At 72.8% G+C, this 17,796-nt stretch carries 25 protein-coding genes and 1 pseudogene; 12 read left to right on the top strand and 14 right to left on the bottom strand.

What is annotated here, in order from left to right; translation table 11 throughout:
* Nucleotides 1–20: 20 nt before the first annotated feature.
* On the bottom strand, nt 21–461 hold the full coding sequence (locus ACFT41_RS09055; RefSeq protein WP_377585923.1) for a (deoxy)nucleoside triphosphate pyrophosphohydrolase: 441 nt from the start codon (nt 459–461) through the stop codon (nt 21–23).
* A gap of 183 nt (nt 462–644) precedes the next feature.
* Here ACFT41_RS09055 and ACFT41_RS09060 point away from each other — a divergent pair, with 183 nt between their 5' ends.
* The 4 genes from ACFT41_RS09060 to ACFT41_RS09075 are packed head-to-tail and all read left to right on the top strand — an operon-like array spanning nt 645 to nt 2,369.
* Complete coding sequence (locus ACFT41_RS09060) at nt 645–953, top strand: pterin dehydratase (protein ID WP_377585920.1); 309 nt, start codon at nt 645–647, stop codon at nt 951–953.
* Nucleotides 954–963: 10 nt separating this feature from the next.
* A complete protein-coding gene (locus ACFT41_RS09065) occupies nt 964–1,734 on the top strand; it encodes a class I SAM-dependent DNA methyltransferase (RefSeq protein ID WP_377585918.1) in 771 nt (256 codons plus the stop codon).
* Nucleotides 1,735–1,762: 28 nt separating this feature from the next.
* The gene (locus tag ACFT41_RS09070; RefSeq protein WP_043965760.1) at nt 1,763–2,125 is read left to right on the top strand and encodes a PH domain-containing protein; all 363 of its coding nucleotides are present in this window, start codon (nt 1,763–1,765) and stop codon (nt 2,123–2,125) included.
* Between the two features lie 34 nt (nt 2,126–2,159).
* Nucleotides 2,160–2,369, top strand: coding sequence for a hypothetical protein (locus ACFT41_RS09075; RefSeq protein ID WP_377585915.1), 210 nt, complete (start codon nt 2,160–2,162; stop codon nt 2,367–2,369).
* An 83-nt stretch (nt 2,370–2,452) separates the two neighbouring features.
* Here ACFT41_RS09075 and ACFT41_RS09080 read toward each other — a convergent pair whose 3' ends face one another.
* From ACFT41_RS09080 to ACFT41_RS09090, 3 genes are all read right to left on the bottom strand, one after another.
* On the bottom strand, nt 2,453–4,312 hold the full coding sequence (locus ACFT41_RS09080; RefSeq protein WP_377585912.1) for a hypothetical protein: 1,860 nt from the start codon (nt 4,310–4,312) through the stop codon (nt 2,453–2,455).
* A gap of 307 nt (nt 4,313–4,619) precedes the next feature.
* A complete protein-coding gene (locus ACFT41_RS09085; protein WP_377585909.1) occupies nt 4,620–4,880 on the bottom strand; it encodes a hypothetical protein in 261 nt (86 codons plus the stop codon).
* A complete protein-coding gene (locus ACFT41_RS09090; protein WP_377585906.1) occupies nt 4,880–5,200 on the bottom strand; it encodes a DivIVA domain-containing protein in 321 nt (106 codons plus the stop codon). The genes ACFT41_RS09085 and ACFT41_RS09090 overlap by 1 nt, the downstream gene beginning before the upstream one ends.
* Nucleotides 5,201–5,347: 147 nt before the next feature.
* On the opposite strand from ACFT41_RS09090, the gene ACFT41_RS09095 reads away from it, so the two are divergent.
* Together ACFT41_RS09095 and ACFT41_RS09100 are read left to right on the top strand one after the other, a co-directional pair.
* A complete protein-coding gene (locus tag ACFT41_RS09095; RefSeq protein ID WP_377585904.1) occupies nt 5,348–5,761 on the top strand; it encodes a GntR family transcriptional regulator in 414 nt (137 codons plus the stop codon).
* A gap of 144 nt (nt 5,762–5,905) precedes the next feature.
* Nucleotides 5,906–6,625, top strand: a complete 720-nt coding sequence (locus tag ACFT41_RS09100; RefSeq protein WP_377585994.1) for a vancomycin high temperature exclusion protein — start codon at nt 5,906–5,908, stop codon at nt 6,623–6,625.
* Between the two features lie 61 nt (nt 6,626–6,686).
* Here ACFT41_RS09100 and ACFT41_RS09105 read toward each other — a convergent pair whose 3' ends face one another.
* The 4 genes from ACFT41_RS09105 to ACFT41_RS09120 form a co-directional block, all read right to left on the bottom strand.
* Nucleotides 6,687–7,580, bottom strand: coding sequence for an alpha/beta hydrolase family protein (locus ACFT41_RS09105; protein WP_377585901.1), 894 nt, complete (start codon nt 7,578–7,580; stop codon nt 6,687–6,689).
* A gap of 120 nt (nt 7,581–7,700) precedes the next feature.
* Nucleotides 7,701–8,036, bottom strand: coding sequence for a glyoxalase superfamily protein (locus ACFT41_RS09110; protein WP_377585899.1), 336 nt, complete (start codon nt 8,034–8,036; stop codon nt 7,701–7,703).
* Nucleotides 8,037–8,112: 76 nt separating this feature from the next.
* Nucleotides 8,113–8,739: a histidine phosphatase family protein gene (locus ACFT41_RS09115; RefSeq protein ID WP_377585896.1), complete on the bottom strand. Its 627-nt coding sequence runs from the start codon at nt 8,737–8,739 to the stop codon at nt 8,113–8,115.
* Between the two features lie 35 nt (nt 8,740–8,774).
* Complete coding sequence (locus ACFT41_RS09120; RefSeq protein WP_377585894.1) at nt 8,775–9,401, bottom strand: dihydrofolate reductase family protein; 627 nt, start codon at nt 9,399–9,401, stop codon at nt 8,775–8,777.
* Here ACFT41_RS09120 and ACFT41_RS09125 point away from each other — a divergent pair.
* A complete protein-coding gene (locus ACFT41_RS09125; RefSeq protein ID WP_377613786.1) occupies nt 9,354–9,758 on the top strand; it encodes a Uma2 family endonuclease in 405 nt (134 codons plus the stop codon). The genes ACFT41_RS09120 and ACFT41_RS09125 overlap by 48 nt on opposite strands.
* A 144-nt stretch (nt 9,759–9,902) precedes the next feature.
* Here ACFT41_RS09125 and ACFT41_RS09130 read toward each other — a convergent pair whose 3' ends face one another.
* The 5 genes from ACFT41_RS09130 to ACFT41_RS09150 all read right to left on the bottom strand — a co-directional run bounded on the left by ACFT41_RS09130 (nt 9,903) and on the right by ACFT41_RS09150 (nt 13,150).
* Complete coding sequence (locus tag ACFT41_RS09130) at nt 9,903–10,298, bottom strand: hypothetical protein (RefSeq protein ID WP_377585891.1); 396 nt, start codon at nt 10,296–10,298, stop codon at nt 9,903–9,905.
* The gene (locus ACFT41_RS09135) at nt 10,295–10,534 is read right to left on the bottom strand and encodes a hypothetical protein (protein ID WP_377585889.1); all 240 of its coding nucleotides are present in this window, start codon (nt 10,532–10,534) and stop codon (nt 10,295–10,297) included. Before ACFT41_RS09135 ends, ACFT41_RS09130 begins: the two co-directional genes overlap by 4 nt.
* 167 nt (nt 10,535–10,701) lie before the next feature.
* Nucleotides 10,702–11,787: a redox-regulated ATPase YchF gene (gene ychF / locus ACFT41_RS09140; protein ID WP_377585886.1), complete on the bottom strand. Its 1,086-nt coding sequence runs from the start codon at nt 11,785–11,787 to the stop codon at nt 10,702–10,704.
* Between the two features lie 39 nt (nt 11,788–11,826).
* Nucleotides 11,827–12,573, bottom strand: a complete 747-nt coding sequence (locus ACFT41_RS09145) for a Type 1 glutamine amidotransferase-like domain-containing protein (protein WP_377585883.1) — start codon at nt 12,571–12,573, stop codon at nt 11,827–11,829.
* 67 nt (nt 12,574–12,640) lie between these two features.
* On the bottom strand, nt 12,641–13,150 hold the full coding sequence (locus ACFT41_RS09150) for a MarR family winged helix-turn-helix transcriptional regulator (RefSeq protein WP_377585880.1): 510 nt from the start codon (nt 13,148–13,150) through the stop codon (nt 12,641–12,643).
* Nucleotides 13,151–13,242: 92 nt separating this feature from the next.
* On the opposite strand from ACFT41_RS09150, the pseudogene ACFT41_RS09155 reads away from it, so the two are divergent.
* A pseudogene (locus ACFT41_RS09155) lies at nt 13,243–14,016 on the top strand (EamA family transporter); the annotation flags it as partial.
* 80 nt (nt 14,017–14,096) lie between these two features.
* Here the strand turns inward: ACFT41_RS09155 and ACFT41_RS09160 are convergent.
* The gene (locus tag ACFT41_RS09160) at nt 14,097–14,690 is read right to left on the bottom strand and encodes a hypothetical protein (protein WP_377585877.1); all 594 of its coding nucleotides are present in this window, start codon (nt 14,688–14,690) and stop codon (nt 14,097–14,099) included.
* Between the two features lie 174 nt (nt 14,691–14,864).
* Between ACFT41_RS09160 and ACFT41_RS09165 the strand changes: the two genes are divergently transcribed.
* From ACFT41_RS09165 to ACFT41_RS09180, 4 genes are all read left to right on the top strand, one after another.
* Nucleotides 14,865–15,374, top strand: coding sequence for a SigE family RNA polymerase sigma factor (locus ACFT41_RS09165; RefSeq protein ID WP_377585875.1), 510 nt, complete (start codon nt 14,865–14,867; stop codon nt 15,372–15,374).
* Nucleotides 15,371–15,700 (top strand): hypothetical protein, encoded by a 330-nt coding sequence (locus tag ACFT41_RS09170; RefSeq protein ID WP_377585872.1) that lies wholly within the window; start codon nt 15,371–15,373, stop codon nt 15,698–15,700. The genes ACFT41_RS09165 and ACFT41_RS09170 overlap by 4 nt, the downstream gene beginning before the upstream one ends.
* Before the next feature lie 125 nt (nt 15,701–15,825).
* Nucleotides 15,826–17,253: an AlkA N-terminal domain-containing protein gene (locus ACFT41_RS09175; RefSeq protein ID WP_377585869.1), complete on the top strand. Its 1,428-nt coding sequence runs from the start codon at nt 15,826–15,828 to the stop codon at nt 17,251–17,253.
* On the top strand, nt 17,250–17,762 hold the full coding sequence (locus ACFT41_RS09180; RefSeq protein ID WP_377585867.1) for a methylated-DNA--[protein]-cysteine S-methyltransferase: 513 nt from the start codon (nt 17,250–17,252) through the stop codon (nt 17,760–17,762). Before ACFT41_RS09175 ends, ACFT41_RS09180 begins: the two co-directional genes overlap by 4 nt.
* Nucleotides 17,763–17,796: the final 34 nt, after the last annotated feature.

The raw sequence follows: 17,796 nt of genomic DNA on the forward strand, positions 1-17,796 counted from the left end.
GGCGGTGAGCAGGGGGCTGCTCAGTCGGCGGTGAGCAGGGGGCGCAGGGCGGCGACGATGGGTGCGTCGGCGGGCAGCCAGGTCACGGTGTCCAGCTCGGCGGCGGAGAGCCAGCGCAGCGCCGAGTGCTCCAGGGCCTTCGGCCGGTCGCCGTGCAGCAGGCGGGCCGCGTACACCTTCAGCACCGAGCGGCCGTGGGCCATCCGCACGTTGCGGCCGACCCGGTCGCCGATCTCCACGCGTACGGCCAACTCCTCGGCGCACTCGCGGACCAGGGCGGCGGTCTCGCTCTCCCCCGGCTCGACCTTGCCACCGGGGAACTCCCACATCCCGGCCACCTCGGGCGGGGCCGACCGGGCGCAGGCGAGCACCCGCCCGTCCGCGATGATCGCCGCGCCGACGACCACCTTCGGGTCCCGTCGCTCGGTCTGTCCGCTTTCGCTAGCCCGTTCGGTTCGCACGGGCTCCCAGCGTGCCAGATCAATAGGCGGTTTGGGTACCGTGGCCGACCGCTAGGCCAGTAGAAGTAGGAAGTGTGGGCGTGGACACACCCTCGGTCGGACGACAGACTGGGGGTACCGACATAGACACGGGACGGCGACGATTTGGCCACAAGCCGGCAACGGCGCCTGGGAGGTGCGGTGATGCGTGTGCTGTTCAGGAGCCGGGCGAGGCACGACTACCTGAGCGACGCATTGACCCTGCTGACCGGGTGGACCCGCGAGGGCGAGCAGATCCGGCGCACGCTGATGATCGACGACACCCAGCACGCCGCCCTGACGGAGCGGGTCAAGGTCGTCGCCGACGCCCTGCACCTGCGCCCCGAGATCAGCCGCCGCGACGACCGGACGCAGATCCGGGTCGGGCACGGCGACGGCGCGCCGCTGGGCGAGGGCGAGGTCCTGCTGGCCGCCCGCATCGAGGACGCGTACCGGGCCGTCACCGGCGCCTGACCCGACTCCCGTGCGCGACGGGGAGTTCCGCGACCCGCTGTTGGTGCCCGGCTACGACGCCGAGTGCCCGTGGGGGCCCGACGACGACTTCTTCCTCTCGATGGTGGCCGACTCGGTGACGGCCGGGTCGGTGACGGCCGGCATGCCTCCCGCCCGCGTGCTCGACCTGGGCTGCGGCACCGGCCGACTCACCGTCGCCCTGGCCGCCGCCGGGCACGCCGTCACCGGCGTCGACCCGGCCGGCCCCGCCCTCGCGGCGGCCCGCCGCCGGCCCGGCGCGGACCGGGTCACCTGGGTCGAGGACACGTCCGCGGCGCTGCCCGACGCGGCGTTCGACGTGGCCGTCATGACCAGCCACGTGGCGCAGGTCTTCGTGACCGACGACGAGTGGGCGCGTACCCTCGCCGACCTGGCGCGGGCGATCGGGCCCGGCGGCCGGCTGGCGTTCGACTCCCGCGACCCGGCGGCCCGGGGCTGGGAACGCTGGAATCCGGTCCACTCGCGACGGGTGGTCCGCCTGCCCGACGGCGGCGCGGTGCGGGCCTGGACGGAGGTCACCGACGTGCGCGACGGTACGGTCGACTTCACCCACTACTACGTGTTCCCCGACGGGGACGAGCGGCCCAGCTCGACGACGCTGCGTTTCCGGGGCGAGGCCGAACTGCGCGGGTCCCTGGTGGCCGCCGGCTTCGCCGTCGAACGGGTGTACGGCGGCTGGGCCCGGCAACCGGTGGGCGCGGGCGACGGGGAACTGGTCGTCGTCGCCCGGCGGCTCGGGTGAGCTTGTCGGGTCCGCCTACCGTGGGGTAATGGCGAATGCGACATACGACCGCAAGGAGCAGTTCCAGCAGATCCAGAGCGGCCTGCTCACCGGTGAGCAGATCATCGCCGTCTACGACGCCGTCGGCACCGGCACCGGGTTCATCGGCCTCACCGACCGGCGGGTGATCATCCAGGACCGGTCCTTCGTCGGCAAACGGTACGCGATCACCAGCATCCCGTACTCGAAGATCACCAGCGTGAGCGTGGTGAGCAACAAGTCGTGGGGCGGGGAGTTCTTCTCCACCGGCTCGATCGCCATCCACGTCGGCACGCACACGTACGAGGTCGAGTTCCGGGGCGCGCAGAAGAGCCACCACGTGCACAACGTGATCCTGCACTACATCTCCTGACCCCGACCTCGACCTGGTGGTCTACCGTCGGGGTATGACGACGCTGGTGATTCTCTTCGGGTCGGCCCTGGCGCTGATTCTGGCCGCGTTCCTCGTGGTCGCCTGGCGGGACCGGCGGCGGCGATCGTCGCCGGAGGACTCGGCGGCGGCCCGCGAGGCGGCCCGCACCCAGCAGCGCTACGCCGCCGAGCGGCACGCCAGCCAGGGTGACATGTGGCGCGGTCAGTCGCAGGGCACCCCCTGACCCGCCGCCCGGCCTGACCCGCCGCCACGAGCCCGCCTCGTGGGGCCGCCCGGGTCGGCCGGGGCGGCCCCACGAGGTCGCGGTCAGCCCCAGGTCAGCTTGATCAGTTCCCAGCCGCCTTCCGGAACGTCGTCGGTCGGGTCCGTACGCAGGTTCATCGGGTTGCCCATGCCGAGATAGAGGGTCGACCCATCAGTGATCATGGTGCGGAAGCCGTAGTTGAGGTGGTTGCCCAGCCCTTTAGTGTCCACCGCCGTGGCGGGCCGCTGGTTCGAGTCGAACATGTACAGGTCGCCGCCGTAGAGCTCCGGGTCGATCGTGATCGGATCCAACCCGTCGCTCAGCCCCTCGACCGCGCCGCTGAAGCCCAGCTGCGCCGCGGTCTCGGGCAGCAGGTCCTTGGCGAGATAGCTCCAGTCCATGGTGCCGACGAAGAGCCGGCCATCGGTGACGGCCATGGTCCAGGTGTAGTTCGTGTAGATGTTGCCGAAGCCCATGCGCCCGAACTGCGCGCTGGAGCCGGTGGACATGTTCTCCCAGCCACCCGCGCCGCTGTTCGCCTGCGCGTTGAAGACCGGCAGCTCCGGCTCGCCATAGAGCAGGTCCACGTCCTCGATCAGATCGATCCCACCGAGGAGAGGCCCGAACCCCCGGCCCCGGAAGATGCTCACCGCGCGCTGGGAGTTCTCCAGGGTGTCCCGAGCCGCATACTCGTCCGCCGGCGGGTACATCGCGGCGACCACGCTCGTCGACTTCATCGGCACGTGCATCGTGCCCCAGTAGAGGTAGCCGCCGTACGAGACCAGCGCACCGAGGCCGTACGTGGTGGCGATCAGCGGATCCGGCTCGTACTGCTGGACGCTCCAGACCTGCTCCCAGCCGGCGGCGTCGTCCGCGGTCAGGCCGGGCGCACCGTTCTTCAGCGGCGGGCTCATCCACACCCCGGCGATGGTGGGGTCGACCTCCTGGATCGGCCTGATGCCGAGGCGTTCGAGCAGCGGATCGACGATGGTGTGGGGCGAGACCGGGTCTCCACCCGCCGATCCGCCCGCCAGCGAGCCGCCGCCGCTCCACGCCGACCAGGTGCTGACGAAGATCCGGCCGTCATGCTCCGTCAGGTCGGCGATCTGGGCCGGCAGTTGGCCGACCTCGACGAAGTCGAACGGGTTGGCGCGGTCCCCGGCCCAGCGCAGCAGGTATCCACCGTCCTTGCCGTTGGGGCCCACCCCCACGCCCGCGTAGAGGACCCCGTCGGCCACCAGGAAGTGGCGGATGTTGCCGTACCTGGTGAAGTTGGCCGAGCCGAGGTAATCGCCGGTGACCGTGTCGAACGCGAACATGTTGACCGTCGCACCGAGGGCCGGCCCGGCGAGGAAGACGACCCCCTGGCTGGTGCCACCGGCACGCAGTCCCAGCGTCCGCTTCAACCGGTTCAGGTCATCCGTGGACCGGTTCTTGATGACGTCCGTCTTCTCGGTGAGCGCTCCGGAGGAGAGATCGTGGACGTACACCCGGGGTTGCCGGTGATCGCCGACATTTGTCGGCATGGTCGGATTCTGCACCACGATCTGACTGTTCGCGTACTCGCACACGTAGTCGTCGTACAGCCGGGGTGTCGGCTGCGCGAGAGTCGTGCCGGCGACGATGCAGTTCACATTCGCCCCGGTGCCGAACCACAGGCGATTGTCCGCCTGGGCGAGCGACCACACGTACGCCTGGTTGACCTTGGCCTGTCCCTGCGCGCAGGGCGGCCCGGCCGGGTAGGGAATCCCGACCCCGGCGAAGCACTCGTCGGGGGTGGCCTTCGCCAGCAGTTGGTGCTGGAAGGTCGGCGTCGAATCCGGCAGCAGCCCCCCGAGCCCCGCGCCGGCTGCGGACGGGACAGCGGCAAGAACCGGCAGGACACCGAGCACCACGGCGGACAGTAGGCGCCATCGAGACATTCTGGGCCGATGCATCGCTACCCTCTCCTTGGACGAAATCCGGTCGTAGTGATGCTTGACAATGGCTAGCTCGATGGACGCCGCAGCGACCACGGGGACGGAGGCGCGGTCTTCAGTCACAGCTATCGGCGCACAAGCATTGCCTACAATGCATCTTGGTGGCGATTCGACACAGCGGCTTCAATGGATAGCTTGCTCTGATTTCGAGCGCCCATAGCGTACCGTCGGTGACTGCTCTTGTCAGCCGTCCGATGTGGACGCGACATTGACAGAAGTGGCCCCGGTGGCGGTTTCGGTCCAACATCCGTCAGCGGACCGCCGGACGGCGGGTGCAGGGGCCGTCGTGGTCGGCCCGCAGCAGGCAGCGCCGACCACCGGGCAGGCGCAGGTCGCAGAAGACCCGATGCCGTACGCCCTGCTCGTCCTCCGCCGACACGGTGGTCTCCCCCGGGTCCGCGCAGGAGAGCACCCCTGACCAGCGGGCCACCACCCGGGCGAGGCGCACCGCACCGACCAGGTCGGCGGCGAGCACGGGCAGGTGGATGACGTACCGCCCCCGGGCCGCCATCAGCGTCGGCCCGCGTGGGGTCGACGAGCCCGCTCGGCCCGCAGGCGGCGCACCTCGCCGCCGAGCCGCGCCGCCTCCAGCCGGGCCGTCCGCAGCGCGTCGTGCTGGGCGGTCAGCTCGGTGGCCAACCGGTCCAGGAACGCCCGCACCTCTCCGGGGTCCAGGCCACGCCGCCCGAACCGGGCCGCCCGGAACCGCTGCGTGCGCACCTGCCAGGGCAGCAGCGACACGTACGCCGAGGAGCGCGGGCCGGGTGCGACCCCGAGCCTCCGCGACGCCCACCCGGACCCACCGTCCCACCTGAAGAACCCGCCCACCATCGGCCCACTCCTTCGCCTGACCACTCCGGGGTTTCCGTCCCAACACGGGAAGTAACTGGAACCATAGCCATGCACCCTTATGGCCACAAGCCTTTGTTGCCATATAGCCAAGAGGAGCTTCACCCACGAGGCCACCACGCTGATGCCATGACCATCGATCCGCGCTCCCACACGCCCGTCTACGTGCAGCTCGCCGACCTGCTGCGCGAGCGAATCAAGTCCGGCGGCCTCCCGGCGGGCTCGGCAATCGGCAGCGAGACGCAGCTGATGCAGGAGTACGGCATCGGGCGGGACGCGGTCCGGATGGCGATCTCGACTCTGCGCGCGGAAGGGCTGGTCACCACCAATCGCGGCAGGGGGACCGTCGTGCGGGAGGCTCCCCCGCGGCGGGTGGTGGAGTTGGTGCCGGGCGCCTCGGTCGTCGCGCGGATGCCCAGCGGCACCGAGCGCCGGGCTATGCAGCTCGACGAGGGCGTGCCGGTCCTTGAGGTACGCGGTCCGAAGGGCGACGTGGAGATCCTGCCCGGCGACGAGGTCGAACTGACCCGCCCGCCGGCCTGACTCCGCCTTGGTCCACACCATGTCGGCGACATGGTCCGGTCGAGGGCCGATTGATACCGCCATGTCGGCGGCATGGAGTCGATCAAGGCTAAGTCGATCAACGCCCCGCCGTACGGGTGGGGCGGCTCGGGGATACTCGTACCCATGCGGCGTCGACTCTCCACCGTGCTCGGCAGACTGCGATCGGCCCGGGGCACGCGTACGCGCTGGTTGCGCCGCGCCGCCGTCGCGGGCGTTCTCGGTGCGGCGCTGCTGACCGGCGGCACCGTGGCCAGCGTGACGTGGATCCGCGGGGGCGCGCAGGGGCACATCTTCGCCGAGGCGGACGTCCCCGAGGCCCCCGTCGCCCTGGTGCTCGGCACGAAGGTCCAGCCCGACGGGACGCCGTCGCCGTTCCTCACCGCCCGGCTGGAGATCGCCCAGCGGCTGTTCGCCGCCGGGAAGGTCCGCGCCGTCCTGCTCTCCGGCGACAACATGAACCCCGACTACGACGAGCCGACCGCGATGCGGGCCTGGCTGCTCGACAACGGCGTGCCGGCGGAGAGGATCGTGCTGGACTACGCGGGCTTCGACACGTACGACTCGTGCGCGCGGGCCAAGCGGATCTTCGGGGTGGAACGGGCCACGGTGGTGACGCAGTCCTTCCACCTGCCCCGCGCCGTGGCGGTGTGCCGGCGGCTCGGGGTCGACGCCAGCGGGGTGGGCGACGAGACGGCCCGCGCGTACGCCAGGACGTGGCGGGTCAGCTCCACCCGGGAGTACGGGGCCTGCGTGAAGGCCGCCGTCGACCTGCTCTCCGGCCGCGACCCCGTGCACCTCGGCCGCCGCGAAACCGGCGTCGACGACGCCCTGCGCAGCGCGTGACCCGGCCCGCTGCGCGAGGAGCTGACCGCCGGCCCTGGCACGGGGCGCTGAGCCCGGCCCGCTAGCCGGCGGGCAGCCGGGCGTCGAGCCAGCTCAGCAGGGTGGCCGCGTACTGCGGGCTGATGCTGTCGAGACTCGTGCCCTCGCCGAGGGTCGGGTAGTGGTCGCAGCCGTCCAGCCGGCAGACGGTGGGCGGGGTGGCCGCCCCGGCGGTGGCCCGCCGCCAGGCGGCGACGCTGTCGTCGATCGAGACCCAGGCGTCGGTCGTACCGAAGAACAGCAAGACGGGGCAGCTCACCCGGGCCAACACCCGGACCGGGTCGAAGTCCATGTCGCGCCAGGTGCCCGGCTGGTCGGGCAGCACGCGCGGCAGGTAGACCAGCGGGAACCACGGGCGCTCGGCGGCGCGGTCGATCACCGCCTGCGCCGCCGCGCGGTCGAGATCCCCCCGCAGGTACGCCTCCATGGCGGCCCGAGCCCGGCCCAGCTCGGCCAGGTCGCCGTCGCCGTACCCGTGCCGGCGCAACTGCTCGGCGGTGCCGTAGCGCATCTGGGCGGCGGGGCTGACCCCGCTGCCGGAGACCAGCACGAGGAAGGCGACCAGGTCGGGCCGGAGCCCGGCGGCCAGCGGGGCGGCCCAGGCGCCCTGGCTCAGCCCCCACAGCCCGACTGGCACGTCGCCGACGTGGCGGCGCAGCACGTCGACCGCCGCGATCGCGTCGGCGGCCTGGTCGGCCAGGGGCACGTCGTGGCCGTCGACGCGGGGCCGGCGGTCGAAGCGCAGCACCGCGACCCCCGCGCCGGGCAGCAGCCGGGCCAGGTGTTCGTAGCAGAAGTACGACCGGTGCCCCGCCTCGGCCGCGTGCAGCACCACCAGCCCGCCCCGCACCGGGCCGGTCGGCAGGCTCAGGGTGGCCGGCAACCGCATGCCGTCGACGTCGACGCTCAACTCCACAGGCGACACCCCATCACGCCCGATCGCCCCCGCGCTGCCCCGCCCCGGCACCCAGGTGCTTCCCGACCTGGACAGTTGTCGTCAGCTGCCGACGACAACTGTCCAGGGATGCGGGCCGGATCAGGCGGGGACGGTGCCGACCCGGATGCGGTTGCCGTCCGGGTCCGTCAGCTGGAACTCGCGGCCCCAGTCCCGCTCGGAGACCTCGACGCCGCCGCAGGCCGCCGCGACCGCATCGACGTCGTCGACGTACAGGTAGAGCAGGGTGCCCGGCCGGGCGTCGCCCGCGTGCTCCGACAGGTGCACCTCGATGCCGCCCCGCGCGATGCTCACGTAGCGCGGCAGCTCCGGCGCGAACCGGTGCTCCCACTGCTTGCGGAAGCCGAGCCGGGCGTACCACCCGGCGGTGGCCTCGGCGTCCGCGACCCGCAGCACGGGTGCCAGTCGTTCCGTCATCGGCACAGTGTGCCCGAGCGGGCCGACACACCAACCCGGACGCCGCGCCGAAGACGTCAGGAGACGTCAAGTGATGTCAAGAGACGTCGCTGAAGCGGCGCAGGGTCCAGCGGGACGGCGGCCAGCCGGTGGGATCGCCGTCGGTGGTCCACTCGGTGATCGAGGCCGGGGCCACCTCCATGTCGAACGCCCGGAACAGCGGCTGGGCGGCGAGCGCGTGGAAGGAGGCCTCGACCGTCTCGGTGTGCCCGACCAGCACGACCGTGCCGCCCCAGTGCCGGTGCGCGATGTCCATGATCGCGCGACTGACGCGTACGACCAGCTCGGCCCAGCTCTCGTTGCCCTCCTCGAACGGCCGGAACACCCCGCCGCCCTCCACGGCGTGCTCGGTCTGGAACCGGGCGGTGGGCAGCCCGTCCGCGTACGGCGGGGTGTGCCAGGCGCACAGCCCGCAGTCGGGCACCGGGCTGACGCCCAGCGCCTCGGCGATGGGCCACGCGGTCTCGACCGTCCGGCGCAGCACCGACGAGTAGACCGCCACCGGCCCGGCGACGGCGAGTTCGTCGCGGAGCCGGTCGGCCAGCCGGCGCGCCTGCTGATGGCCCGAGTCGGTCAGTCCCCGGCAGCCACCCGGGCCGCCCACGACATCCTCGACCTTGTGCACCGACTCACCGTGCCGGACGAAGAGGAGCCGAGTTCGCATCAGGACATCATGTCCTGCGCGAGCCACCCTGTCGATCAAGCAGCGGCAACGTTCAGCATGCGACGCGGTACCAGTGGGCCGTCTCGCCGGGGATCGGCGGCGTCAACCCGCACGGCGGGCCCGCCCTCGCCGAACGTGATGCCCGGGTGCGGCTCGGCTGGCGGCCGGTGGGTGAGCACGAACACCGGCCCGTGGTACTGCCCGCCGAACGCGCCCTCCTTGTCGGTGCCCCGATTCGGGTCGCTGCCGCCGAAGGTGCCGTTGCCGGCGAGGATCGCGCCGACGTTTGCCAGCAGGCGCTCCGCCGTCGGGTTCTCGCCGGTCAGGTGCTCGGTCAGCCAGGACATGTCGCCGCCCGGGCCGGCGATGAAACCGTCGAGCGACGCCGTCGCCGAGTACAGCAGCCTGGCCATGGTTCTCCGTTCCTCGCGCCACCAGATTCCGTCGCCGTGCCACAGCAGGATGGCTGCGCGCAGCAGGCGTGAGCCGCGATTACCGAATACTACGGTGACGGCATGACCGCGGTGCCCGAGTGGATGCGGCCTCCTCGCCCCGAGGGGTAGTACGCCGACGATCTTGACAAGCTCGCCGAAGCACCGCGCCACACCGAACTGATCGACGGAGCACTCGTCTTCACGATGTCTCCCCAGCGGGTCTGGCACGCCCGGATGGTCACCGCACTGGTGAACCGGCTGACGGAACAGGCACCGCCGGGCATCGAGGTCGACAGAGAGATCACGATTCGACTCGACAGGTGGAATCGTCCCGAGCCCGATCTCCTGGCCACAGTGGAGGTGGTCTCTCCGGAGTCGGCCCACCGCGATCGGGCGGTCAAGCTGCCCAAGTACGCGGAAGCCGGCATCGCCAACTACTGGCGTATCGAGGAGGAGGCCGGATCACCAGTGGTCCACGCCTACGAATTCGACGGGCCACCCGGTCGTACGTGCCGACCGGAATCCATCGACGTGAGCTGCGCACCACGACGCCGTTCACGATCAAGCTCGACCTGGATGGGCTGATGCCCGGCGGCAGGAGCTGAGCCGGGCACCACCTCCGGCAGAGGTCGAACCGGGACGTCACTACACGTTGAAGCGGAACTCGACCAAATTGCGTCGCCGATCAACAAACCTGACACACCTGCGCCGTCGCCGGAGAAAATCCACCTAGAGCCCGATGGCCCGAACCCGCTGCCCGCACAGCTTGACGATGTCATCGACATCGGATGTCAGGACCGCCACCGGCGCGGGTAGTCGCAACGCCACCTCGGCGACCATGGCATCTGTGGCGTACTTGTGCCCATGAAGCCCCGCCGCCTTCAACAGCCCCGCACTGCGTCGGGCGCTTTCCTTCGTCACCGCCTCCACCCGAATCCGGGACAGCAGCCAGGTCAGCCGCGCGACGTCCACGTCGGAGTGGGAGACCTCGATGATCGTGGCGGCCGACATGGCAAGATCGACCCCATCACGCTCTGCCTGCTCCAGCAGTCGCATCACCTTGCGGTCCTGTTCGATCCACATTGTGAAGCCTTGCGAGTCGAGCACCAGCGACTCAAGGCTCACGCCGCACGCCTGATCTCCTCGGCCCCATGCAGGAGCGCCCGGGCCCCGGCCATCTCCTCGTCAGTGAACGTCCCAGATTCGCCCTGGTAGCGATCCAACTCCTCGCGGAGAAGTCTGCGTCGCTCGGCCCGCTCGGCCAGCTCAGTGAGGTAGCCGGAGACGTTGTCGGTGTGTGTCTTCATGCTCTCCAGCAACTCTGCCGGCAGCGTGATCGTGACCTTCTTCGTCCTCGCCATCCTGCGACCATACCATGGTGTTACCGCTGCTGAGCGAATCCGATCCAAGCCTGGCGCGCTGCCCTGACCAGGATTGACCGCCCAGGACCTACGCGCGGAAGGCTATGCGGGTTCGAACCAACGCCGGCTACGAGCGGCGACCTGAGGCGGCAGACGTTGGACCGAAATCAGACATTGAACCGGAACTCGACGACGTCGCCGTCCTGCATGACGTACTCCTTGCCCTCGATGCGGACCTTGCCCGCCGCCTTCGCCGCCGCCATCGAACCGGCCGCGACCAGGTCGTCGAAGGAGACCACCTCGGCCTTGATGAACCCGCGCTGGAAGTCGGAGTGGATGACCCCCGCGGCCTCCGGGGCGGTCGCGCCGACCGGGACGGTCCAGGCCCGCGCCTCCTTGGGCCCGGCCGTGAGGTACGTCTGGAGCCCGAGCGTGCGGAAGCCGACGCGGACGAGCTGGTCCAGCCCCGGCTCGGACTGCCCGATCGACTCCAGCAGCTCGCGGGCCTCCTCCTCGGGCAGGTCCACCAGCTCCGACTCGATCTTGGCGTCCATGAAGACCGCCTCGGCGGGAGCGACCAGGGCGCGCAGCTCGTCGAGGAACTCGGCGTTGGCCAGCTCGGCCTCGTCGACGTTGAAGACGTAGAGGAACGGCTTGGTGGTGAGCAGGTGCAGCTCGCGCAGGTGCTCCAGGTCGATCTTGGCGGCGGCGGCACCGGCGTACAGGGTGGTGCCGCCGTCGAGGACCTCGACGGCCTGCTTGGCGGCGGTCACGGCGGCGGCCCGGTCCTTGCGGAGCTTGGCCTCCTTCTCCAGCCGGGGCAGCGCCTTCTCCAGGGTCTGGAGGTCGGCCAGGATCAGCTCGGTGTTGATCGTCTCGATGTCGTCGGCCGGGGAGACCTTGCCGTCGACGTGCACCACGTTCGGGTCGGAGAAGGCCCGCACCACCTGGCAGATCGCCGAGGCGTCCCGGATGTTCGCCAGGAACGCGTTGCCCCGGCCCTGCCCCTTCGACGCGCCCCGTACCAGGCCGGCGATGTCGACGAACGACACCGGCGCGGGCAGGACCTTCTGCGAGGAGAAGATCTCGGCCAGCTTCGCCAGCCGCTCGTCCGGCAGCCCGACGACGCCGACGTTGGGCTCGATGGTGGCGAACGGGTAGTTCGCCGCGAGCACGTCGTTCTTGGTCAGCGCGTTGAACAGGGTGCTCTTGCCGACGTTGGGCAGGCCGACGATCCCGATGCTGAGGCTCACGGCCGGCCAGTCTACGCGGCCGACCCCCGCCTACTCAGATCAGCTCACCTCACCGGTCAACAGTCGCGGCTCGATCCGGGTCTCCCGGGCCCCGCCGTCGGCGGCACGGACGACCTCGTACGCGGCGACGCCCGCCCGGTCGGCGACCGCCTCGACCAGGCGGGTGCCCCGGTAGACCAGCCCGACGCCGTCGTCGGTGCAGTGGCTGGTCGGCAGCGTGCCGTCGGCGACCAGCGCGTGCATCAGGGGTCGCCGCTGCTCCTCGCTGTCGTAGTGCACCCCGTTGCCGTACGGCAGCCAGCCCAGGCCGTCGCTGAAGCCGCGCAGCCGGGGGCCGAAGCTGTCGGTGGCGCCGCCGACGTGCCAGCAGATCGAGCCGGCAGAGATCCCGGCCAGCACCACCCCGGCCTGCCAGCACTCGTGCAGGATCTCGTCGATGCCGTGCACGCGCCACACCGCGCACAGGTTGGCGACGCTGCCGCCGCCGACCCAGATCACGTCCTGGGCGAGCAGGTGGGCCCGGACGTCGTCGACGTTCGGCATCGGGAACAGCGCCAGGTGCGACGCCCGGAAGCGGGTGCCGGCGAACGCCGCGTGGACGGCGGCGATCGAGGCGTCCCGGTCGCCGACGGCCTGGCCGAGATAGCACAGCCGGGGTTCGGGACCGGCCTGGGCCAGCTCGGCGGCCAGCTCGAAGACCGGCCCGGGGCGCAGGTCGTTCGGGCCGCGTCGGCGGCTGAGGAAGCCCATGCTGGTGGCGACGATGGTCGGTTCGCTGGCGGGCACGGCGGTCGGTCCTCTCCTCGGCGGGCTGTCGCGGGCGGCAGCGGCTGGTGGGCTGGTGGCTGTTGCGTCAGCGGCGGTGTTCGGGGGCCGTGGCGGCGGCGAGCAGGTCGCGCAGCAGTTCCGCCAGCCGCTCCTGGTCCCGCTGCGGGAGGGCGTCGAGCAGGCGCCGCTGCGTCGCCAGGCCGGCGTCGGCCGCCTCCTCGGCCACCCGCCGGCCGGTGTCGGTGAGGCTGACGTGGAGGCCCCGCCGGTCGGCCGGGTCGGGGGCGCGGCGGACCAGGCCGGCGCGCTCCAGGCGGTCGAGGCGGCCGGTCATCCCGCCCGAGGTGAGCATCAGCCCGGCGGCCAGGGCCTTGGGGGCGAGCGTGTACGGGGCGCCGGCCCGGCGCAGGGCGGCCAGCACGTCGAACTCGCCCCGGCTGATGCCCCAGGCCGCGTACACCCGCTCCTGCTCGTCGCCGACCAGCCGGGCCAGGCGGTAGATCCGGCCGAAGACGGCCATCGGCTCGGGCCGCATCCCGGCGCGTTCGCGCCGCCACTGCTCGACGATGGCGTCGACGTCGTCCCGCTCGGTCACCCCGGCATTGTGCCGCACCTCGCACTGGCGTTACCGACTCGCCGATGATTAGCTTAGCTCTAAGATACTTAATGTCTAGCGATTGGCTCCCCATGTCCCGCCGTACCGCCGACCTGCTGGCCACCGCCGCCGCGCCCGCCGCCTGGGGCACCACCTACCTGGTCACCTCCGAGCTGCTGCCGCCCGACCGGCCGCTCTGGTCCGGGGTGGTGCGGGCCCTCCCGGCCGGCCTGCTGCTGCTCGCCCTGACCCGGCGCCGCCCCCACGGCGCGTGGTGGTGGCGGGCCGCCGCGCTCGGCGCGCTCAACATCGGCGCGTTCTTCCCGCTGCTCTTCTACGCCGCGTACCGGCTGCCCGGCGGCACCGCCGCCGTGCTCGGCGCGGCGCAGCCGCTGCTGGTCGCCGGGCTGGCCGCGTGGGCCCTCGGCGAGCGCCCCCGGCCCCCGGCCCTGCTCGCCGCGCTCGCCGCCCCCCTGGGCGTGACGCTGGTCGTGCTCCGCCCCGACGCCGGGACCGACCCGCTCGGCGTGGCCGCCGGGCTCACCGGCACCGCCGCGATGGCGGCCGGGCTGGTGCTGACCCGACGCTGGGGGCGCCCGCCCGGCGTCGGCACCCTCGCGGCGACGAGCTGGCAGCTCACCGCCGGGGGCCTGCTCGTCGCGCCACTCGCCGTCGCGGTCGAGGGACCGCCGCCGCCCGTCGACGGCCCGGCCCTGCTCGGGTACGCCTGGCTCGGGCTGGTCGGCACCGCCGCCGCGTACGCCCTGTGGTTCCGCGGCGCGGCGCGGCTGCCCCTGACCCAGGTCTCCGTGCTCGGCGCGCTGAGCCCGCTGACCGCCGCCGCGCTCGGCTGGCTGGTGCTGGGCCAGGCGCTGAGCCCGGTGCAGCTCGCCGGCTTCGCCCTGGCGGTCGCCGCAGTGGTCGTCGGCCAACTGCCGGCGCTGCCTCAGCCGGCCAGCAGGCGGCGGCCCTCGACGCCCGGCCCCGACGTGGTCTCCCGGCCACCGGCCCCGGACGGCTCGATGGCGGCGAACTCCCGACGGGCGGCCGGCGGCAGCTCCCTGACCGCCGCAGCCGGCAGCGTGAACCGGTGCACGGCGGACGGGCCGGTGACCTGGGACCGGGGCGCGGCCCCGGACCCGGGCTCGGAGCGGGGCCCGGACCCGGACCCGGGTTGGGACTGGGACTCGGAGCGGGACCCAGACTCGGACTCGGACTCGCCCAGCATCCAGCGCACCTCGTCGGCCGTCCAGCCCAGCCCGGGGCGGCTGGCGATCTCCCGCACCAGGCGCAGCCCCACCCGGGTGTCGTCGTCATAGAAGCGCATGCACCAGTGGTGCGCCCACATGCCGAGCGCGCGCAGGCCGGCGGCGTCGAGCGACGCGACGAGCCGGCCGCAGGCCGTGTCCCGGAACGCCCGCCCCGGGTCACCCGCCCGGTCCCGCTCCATCGCCCCGTACGCCGCCGGGGCCACCGCCCGCATCCGGTCGTAGAAGCCCTGGACCATCGTGCGGTCGAGCCGCGCCCGCCCCGACCCCATCAGCGAACCCCCCGCCCGGCCACGCTCGCCATCGCCGCACCCTTCTGGAGTTGATGCCGGGACGCTACCGACCACTGCCGACACTTTCCCGCCCCGTTCTTCTTCCGCCGTCAGGGATAGCTGCGGCGAGCCGGGGCGTCTGTATCTGTGACGGACAACAACAGGGGAGGGCGGGTGGACGAGGAAGACCGGGCCCGGCTGGCCGAGTTCGTGGCCAACCGGACGCCGGCCCTGATGCGGGTCGCGTACCTGCTCACCGGGGACCGGCACACCGCCGAGGACCTGTTCCAGTCGGCGCTGGCCAGGACGATCCCGAGATGGCGGGAGCTGCGCCACGCCGATCCGGAGGGCTACCTGCGCACGGTCATGTACCGGGAGCAGGTGAGCTGGTGGCGTCGGCTGCGTCGGCACCGGGAGACGCTGCTCACCGAGGCCGACGAACGGGCCGGTCCAGACCCGAGCGGCGGCACCGACGTACGGCTGGCGATGCGGGCCGCGCTGCGCACACTGCCGGTGGCCCAGCGCACGGTCGTGGTCCTGCGGTACTACGAGGACCTGACCGAGACCCAGGTGGCCGCCGCACTGGGCTGGCCGGTCGGCACCGTGCGCAGCCGCACCAACCGGGCCGTGGCCCGGTTGCGGCAGCTCCTGCCGGACATCGAACTCCTGGAGGTACGGCGGTGACCACGCCCTTCGAGAACCTCATCCGCGACACCCTCTCCGACCTCGCCGAGGAGGCACCGACAGTGCATGACCAGTTGACCCGGGCGGAACGCCGGGCCCGGACCCGCCGCCGCGCCACCATGACGACGAGCGCGCTGGGCGTCCTCGCCGCCGTGCTGATCGGCGCCCCGATCGCGATGGCCGCCGGCGGCGGGGACGCCCCGCCCGCCGCACCCTCCCCGGTACCCACCGCCCCACACGACGACGCACCCTCCCCGGTACCCACCGCCCCACACGACGACGCACCCTCCCCGGTACCCACCGCCCCACACGCCAGGGCGCGCTGACGACAGGATGCCGGTGGCCCCGCGCGGGGCCACCGGCGCCCCGGGACGAGGGGCGCCGGGCGTCCGGACGCTCAGGTCCGATTTCCGCGAGCCACCGCAGGTGAGCTGCGGGCATCATCGGGGGCGTGGAGTTGGACTTCGAGCGGTGCTACCGGGCCGTGGACAGCCGTGACCAGCGGTTCGACGGCTGGTTCTACACGGGCGTCACGTCGACCGGGATCTACTGCCGGCCGTCCTGCCCGGCGACGACGCCGAAGCGGCGCAACGTCCGGTTCTTCCCGTCGGCCGCCGCCGCCCAGTCGGCCGGACTGCGGGCCTGCCGCCGGTGCCGCCCCGACGCCGCCCCGGGCTCGCCCGAATGGGACGTGCGGGCGGACGTGGTGGGCCGGGCCATGCGGCTGATCGCCGACGGGGTGGTCGACCGCGACGGGGTGCCCGGGCTGGCCACCCGGCTCGGCTACACCGAGCGGCACCTGCACCGGATGCTCTGCGCCGAGCTGGGGGCGGGGCCCCTGGCGCTCGCCCGGGCGCAGCGCGCCCAGACCGCCCGCATCCTGATCGAGACCACCGGGCTGGGCATGGCGGAGATCGCGTTCGCGGCCGGGTTCGGCAGCGTCCGGCAGTTCAACGACACCGTACGGGAGGTCTACGCCGCTGCGCCGTCGCAGCTGCGTACCGCACGGGGTGTCCGGCCGGCCCCGGGCGGGGCGGGCACGATCACGCTGCGGCTGGCGTACCGGCCGCCGTTGCACGCGGCGGCACTGCTGGACTTTCTCGCGCTGCGGGCGCTGCCCGGCGTGGAGGAGGTGCGCGACGGGACGTACCACCGGGGGTTGCGGCTGCCGCACGGCGCGGCGGAGGTGGCACTGACCCCGGCGGACGGGTACGTCTCGGCGACGCTGCGGCTGGCCGACCTGCGCGATTTGGCCCCGGCGGTGGCCCGCTGCCGCCGGCTGTTCGACCTCGACGCCGACCCGTCGGCCGTCGACGGCACCCTCGCCGCCGACCCCGCGCTGGCCCCGGCGGTGGCGGCGGAACCGGGCGTACGCCTGCCCCGCGCCGTCGACGGCCTGGAAATGCTCGTCCGCGCCGTCGCCACCCAACAGGTCTCCCTGGCCTCGGCCCGCACCACCCTCACCCGGCTGCTGCCTGCCGCCGTCCCCACCGGTGGCGGGTTACGGGGGTTTCCCGACGCGGAGGAGTTGCTGGGGGTGGCCGATGAGGCATTCCGGATGCCGGTGGCGCGGCGGGAGACGATCCGGGCCGCGGCGCGGGCCGTCGCCGACGGCTCGCTCGACCTCGACCCGGGCGGGGATCGGGAGGAGACCACGCGGCGGCTCCTGGCGCTCCCCGGGGTCGGCGCGTGGACGGCCGGGTACGTGGCCATGCGCGCCCTCGGCGACCCGGACGTCGGCCTCACCACCGACCTGGCCGTCCGGCGCGGTGCCGCCGCGCTCGGCCTGCCCGACGGCCCACCGACCCTCGACGCGTACGCCGGGCGCTGGCGCCCCTGGCGCTCGTACGCGGTGATCCGACTCTGGAGAGCAGCATGACCATCACCCTCGACGGCGCGGTCGTCGACACCCCCGCCGGCCCGCTGAGCATCGTGACCGGCCCCGACGGGGCGGTCCGGGCTGCCGGCTTCACCGCCGAGCCGGAGTCGCTGATGCCGCTCGTGCACCCCGGGTTGCGCGGCCCGGTGCGGCGACGCGCCGACCTCGGGCCGGTGACCGCCGCCGTTTCCGCATACCTCGACGGCGAGTCGACGGCCATCGACGGGGTGCCCGTGCAGCAGCACACCGGCGGCGCGTTCCAGGCGCACGCGTGGCGGGTGCTGCGCGAGGTCGAGCCCGGCCGCCCGGTCACCTACACGGCGTACGCCGAGCTGGCCGGGCGGCCGGCGGCGGTGCGCGCCGCGGCGGCGGCCTGCGCCCGCAACGCCGCCGCCCTGTTCGTCCCGTGCCACCGGGTGCTGCGCACCGACGGGAGCCTCGGCGGCTACCGCTGGGGGCTGGACGTGAAGCGCTGGCTCCTCGCCCACGAGGCCCACGAGGCCCACTAGGCGTCGAAAGCCGCCAAGGGTGCCGATACCGCCG

Source organism: Micromonospora sp. NPDC057141 (assembly GCF_042670805.1).
In the GTDB taxonomy this organism is placed as follows: Bacteria; Actinomycetota; Actinomycetes; order Mycobacteriales; family Micromonosporaceae; genus Micromonospora.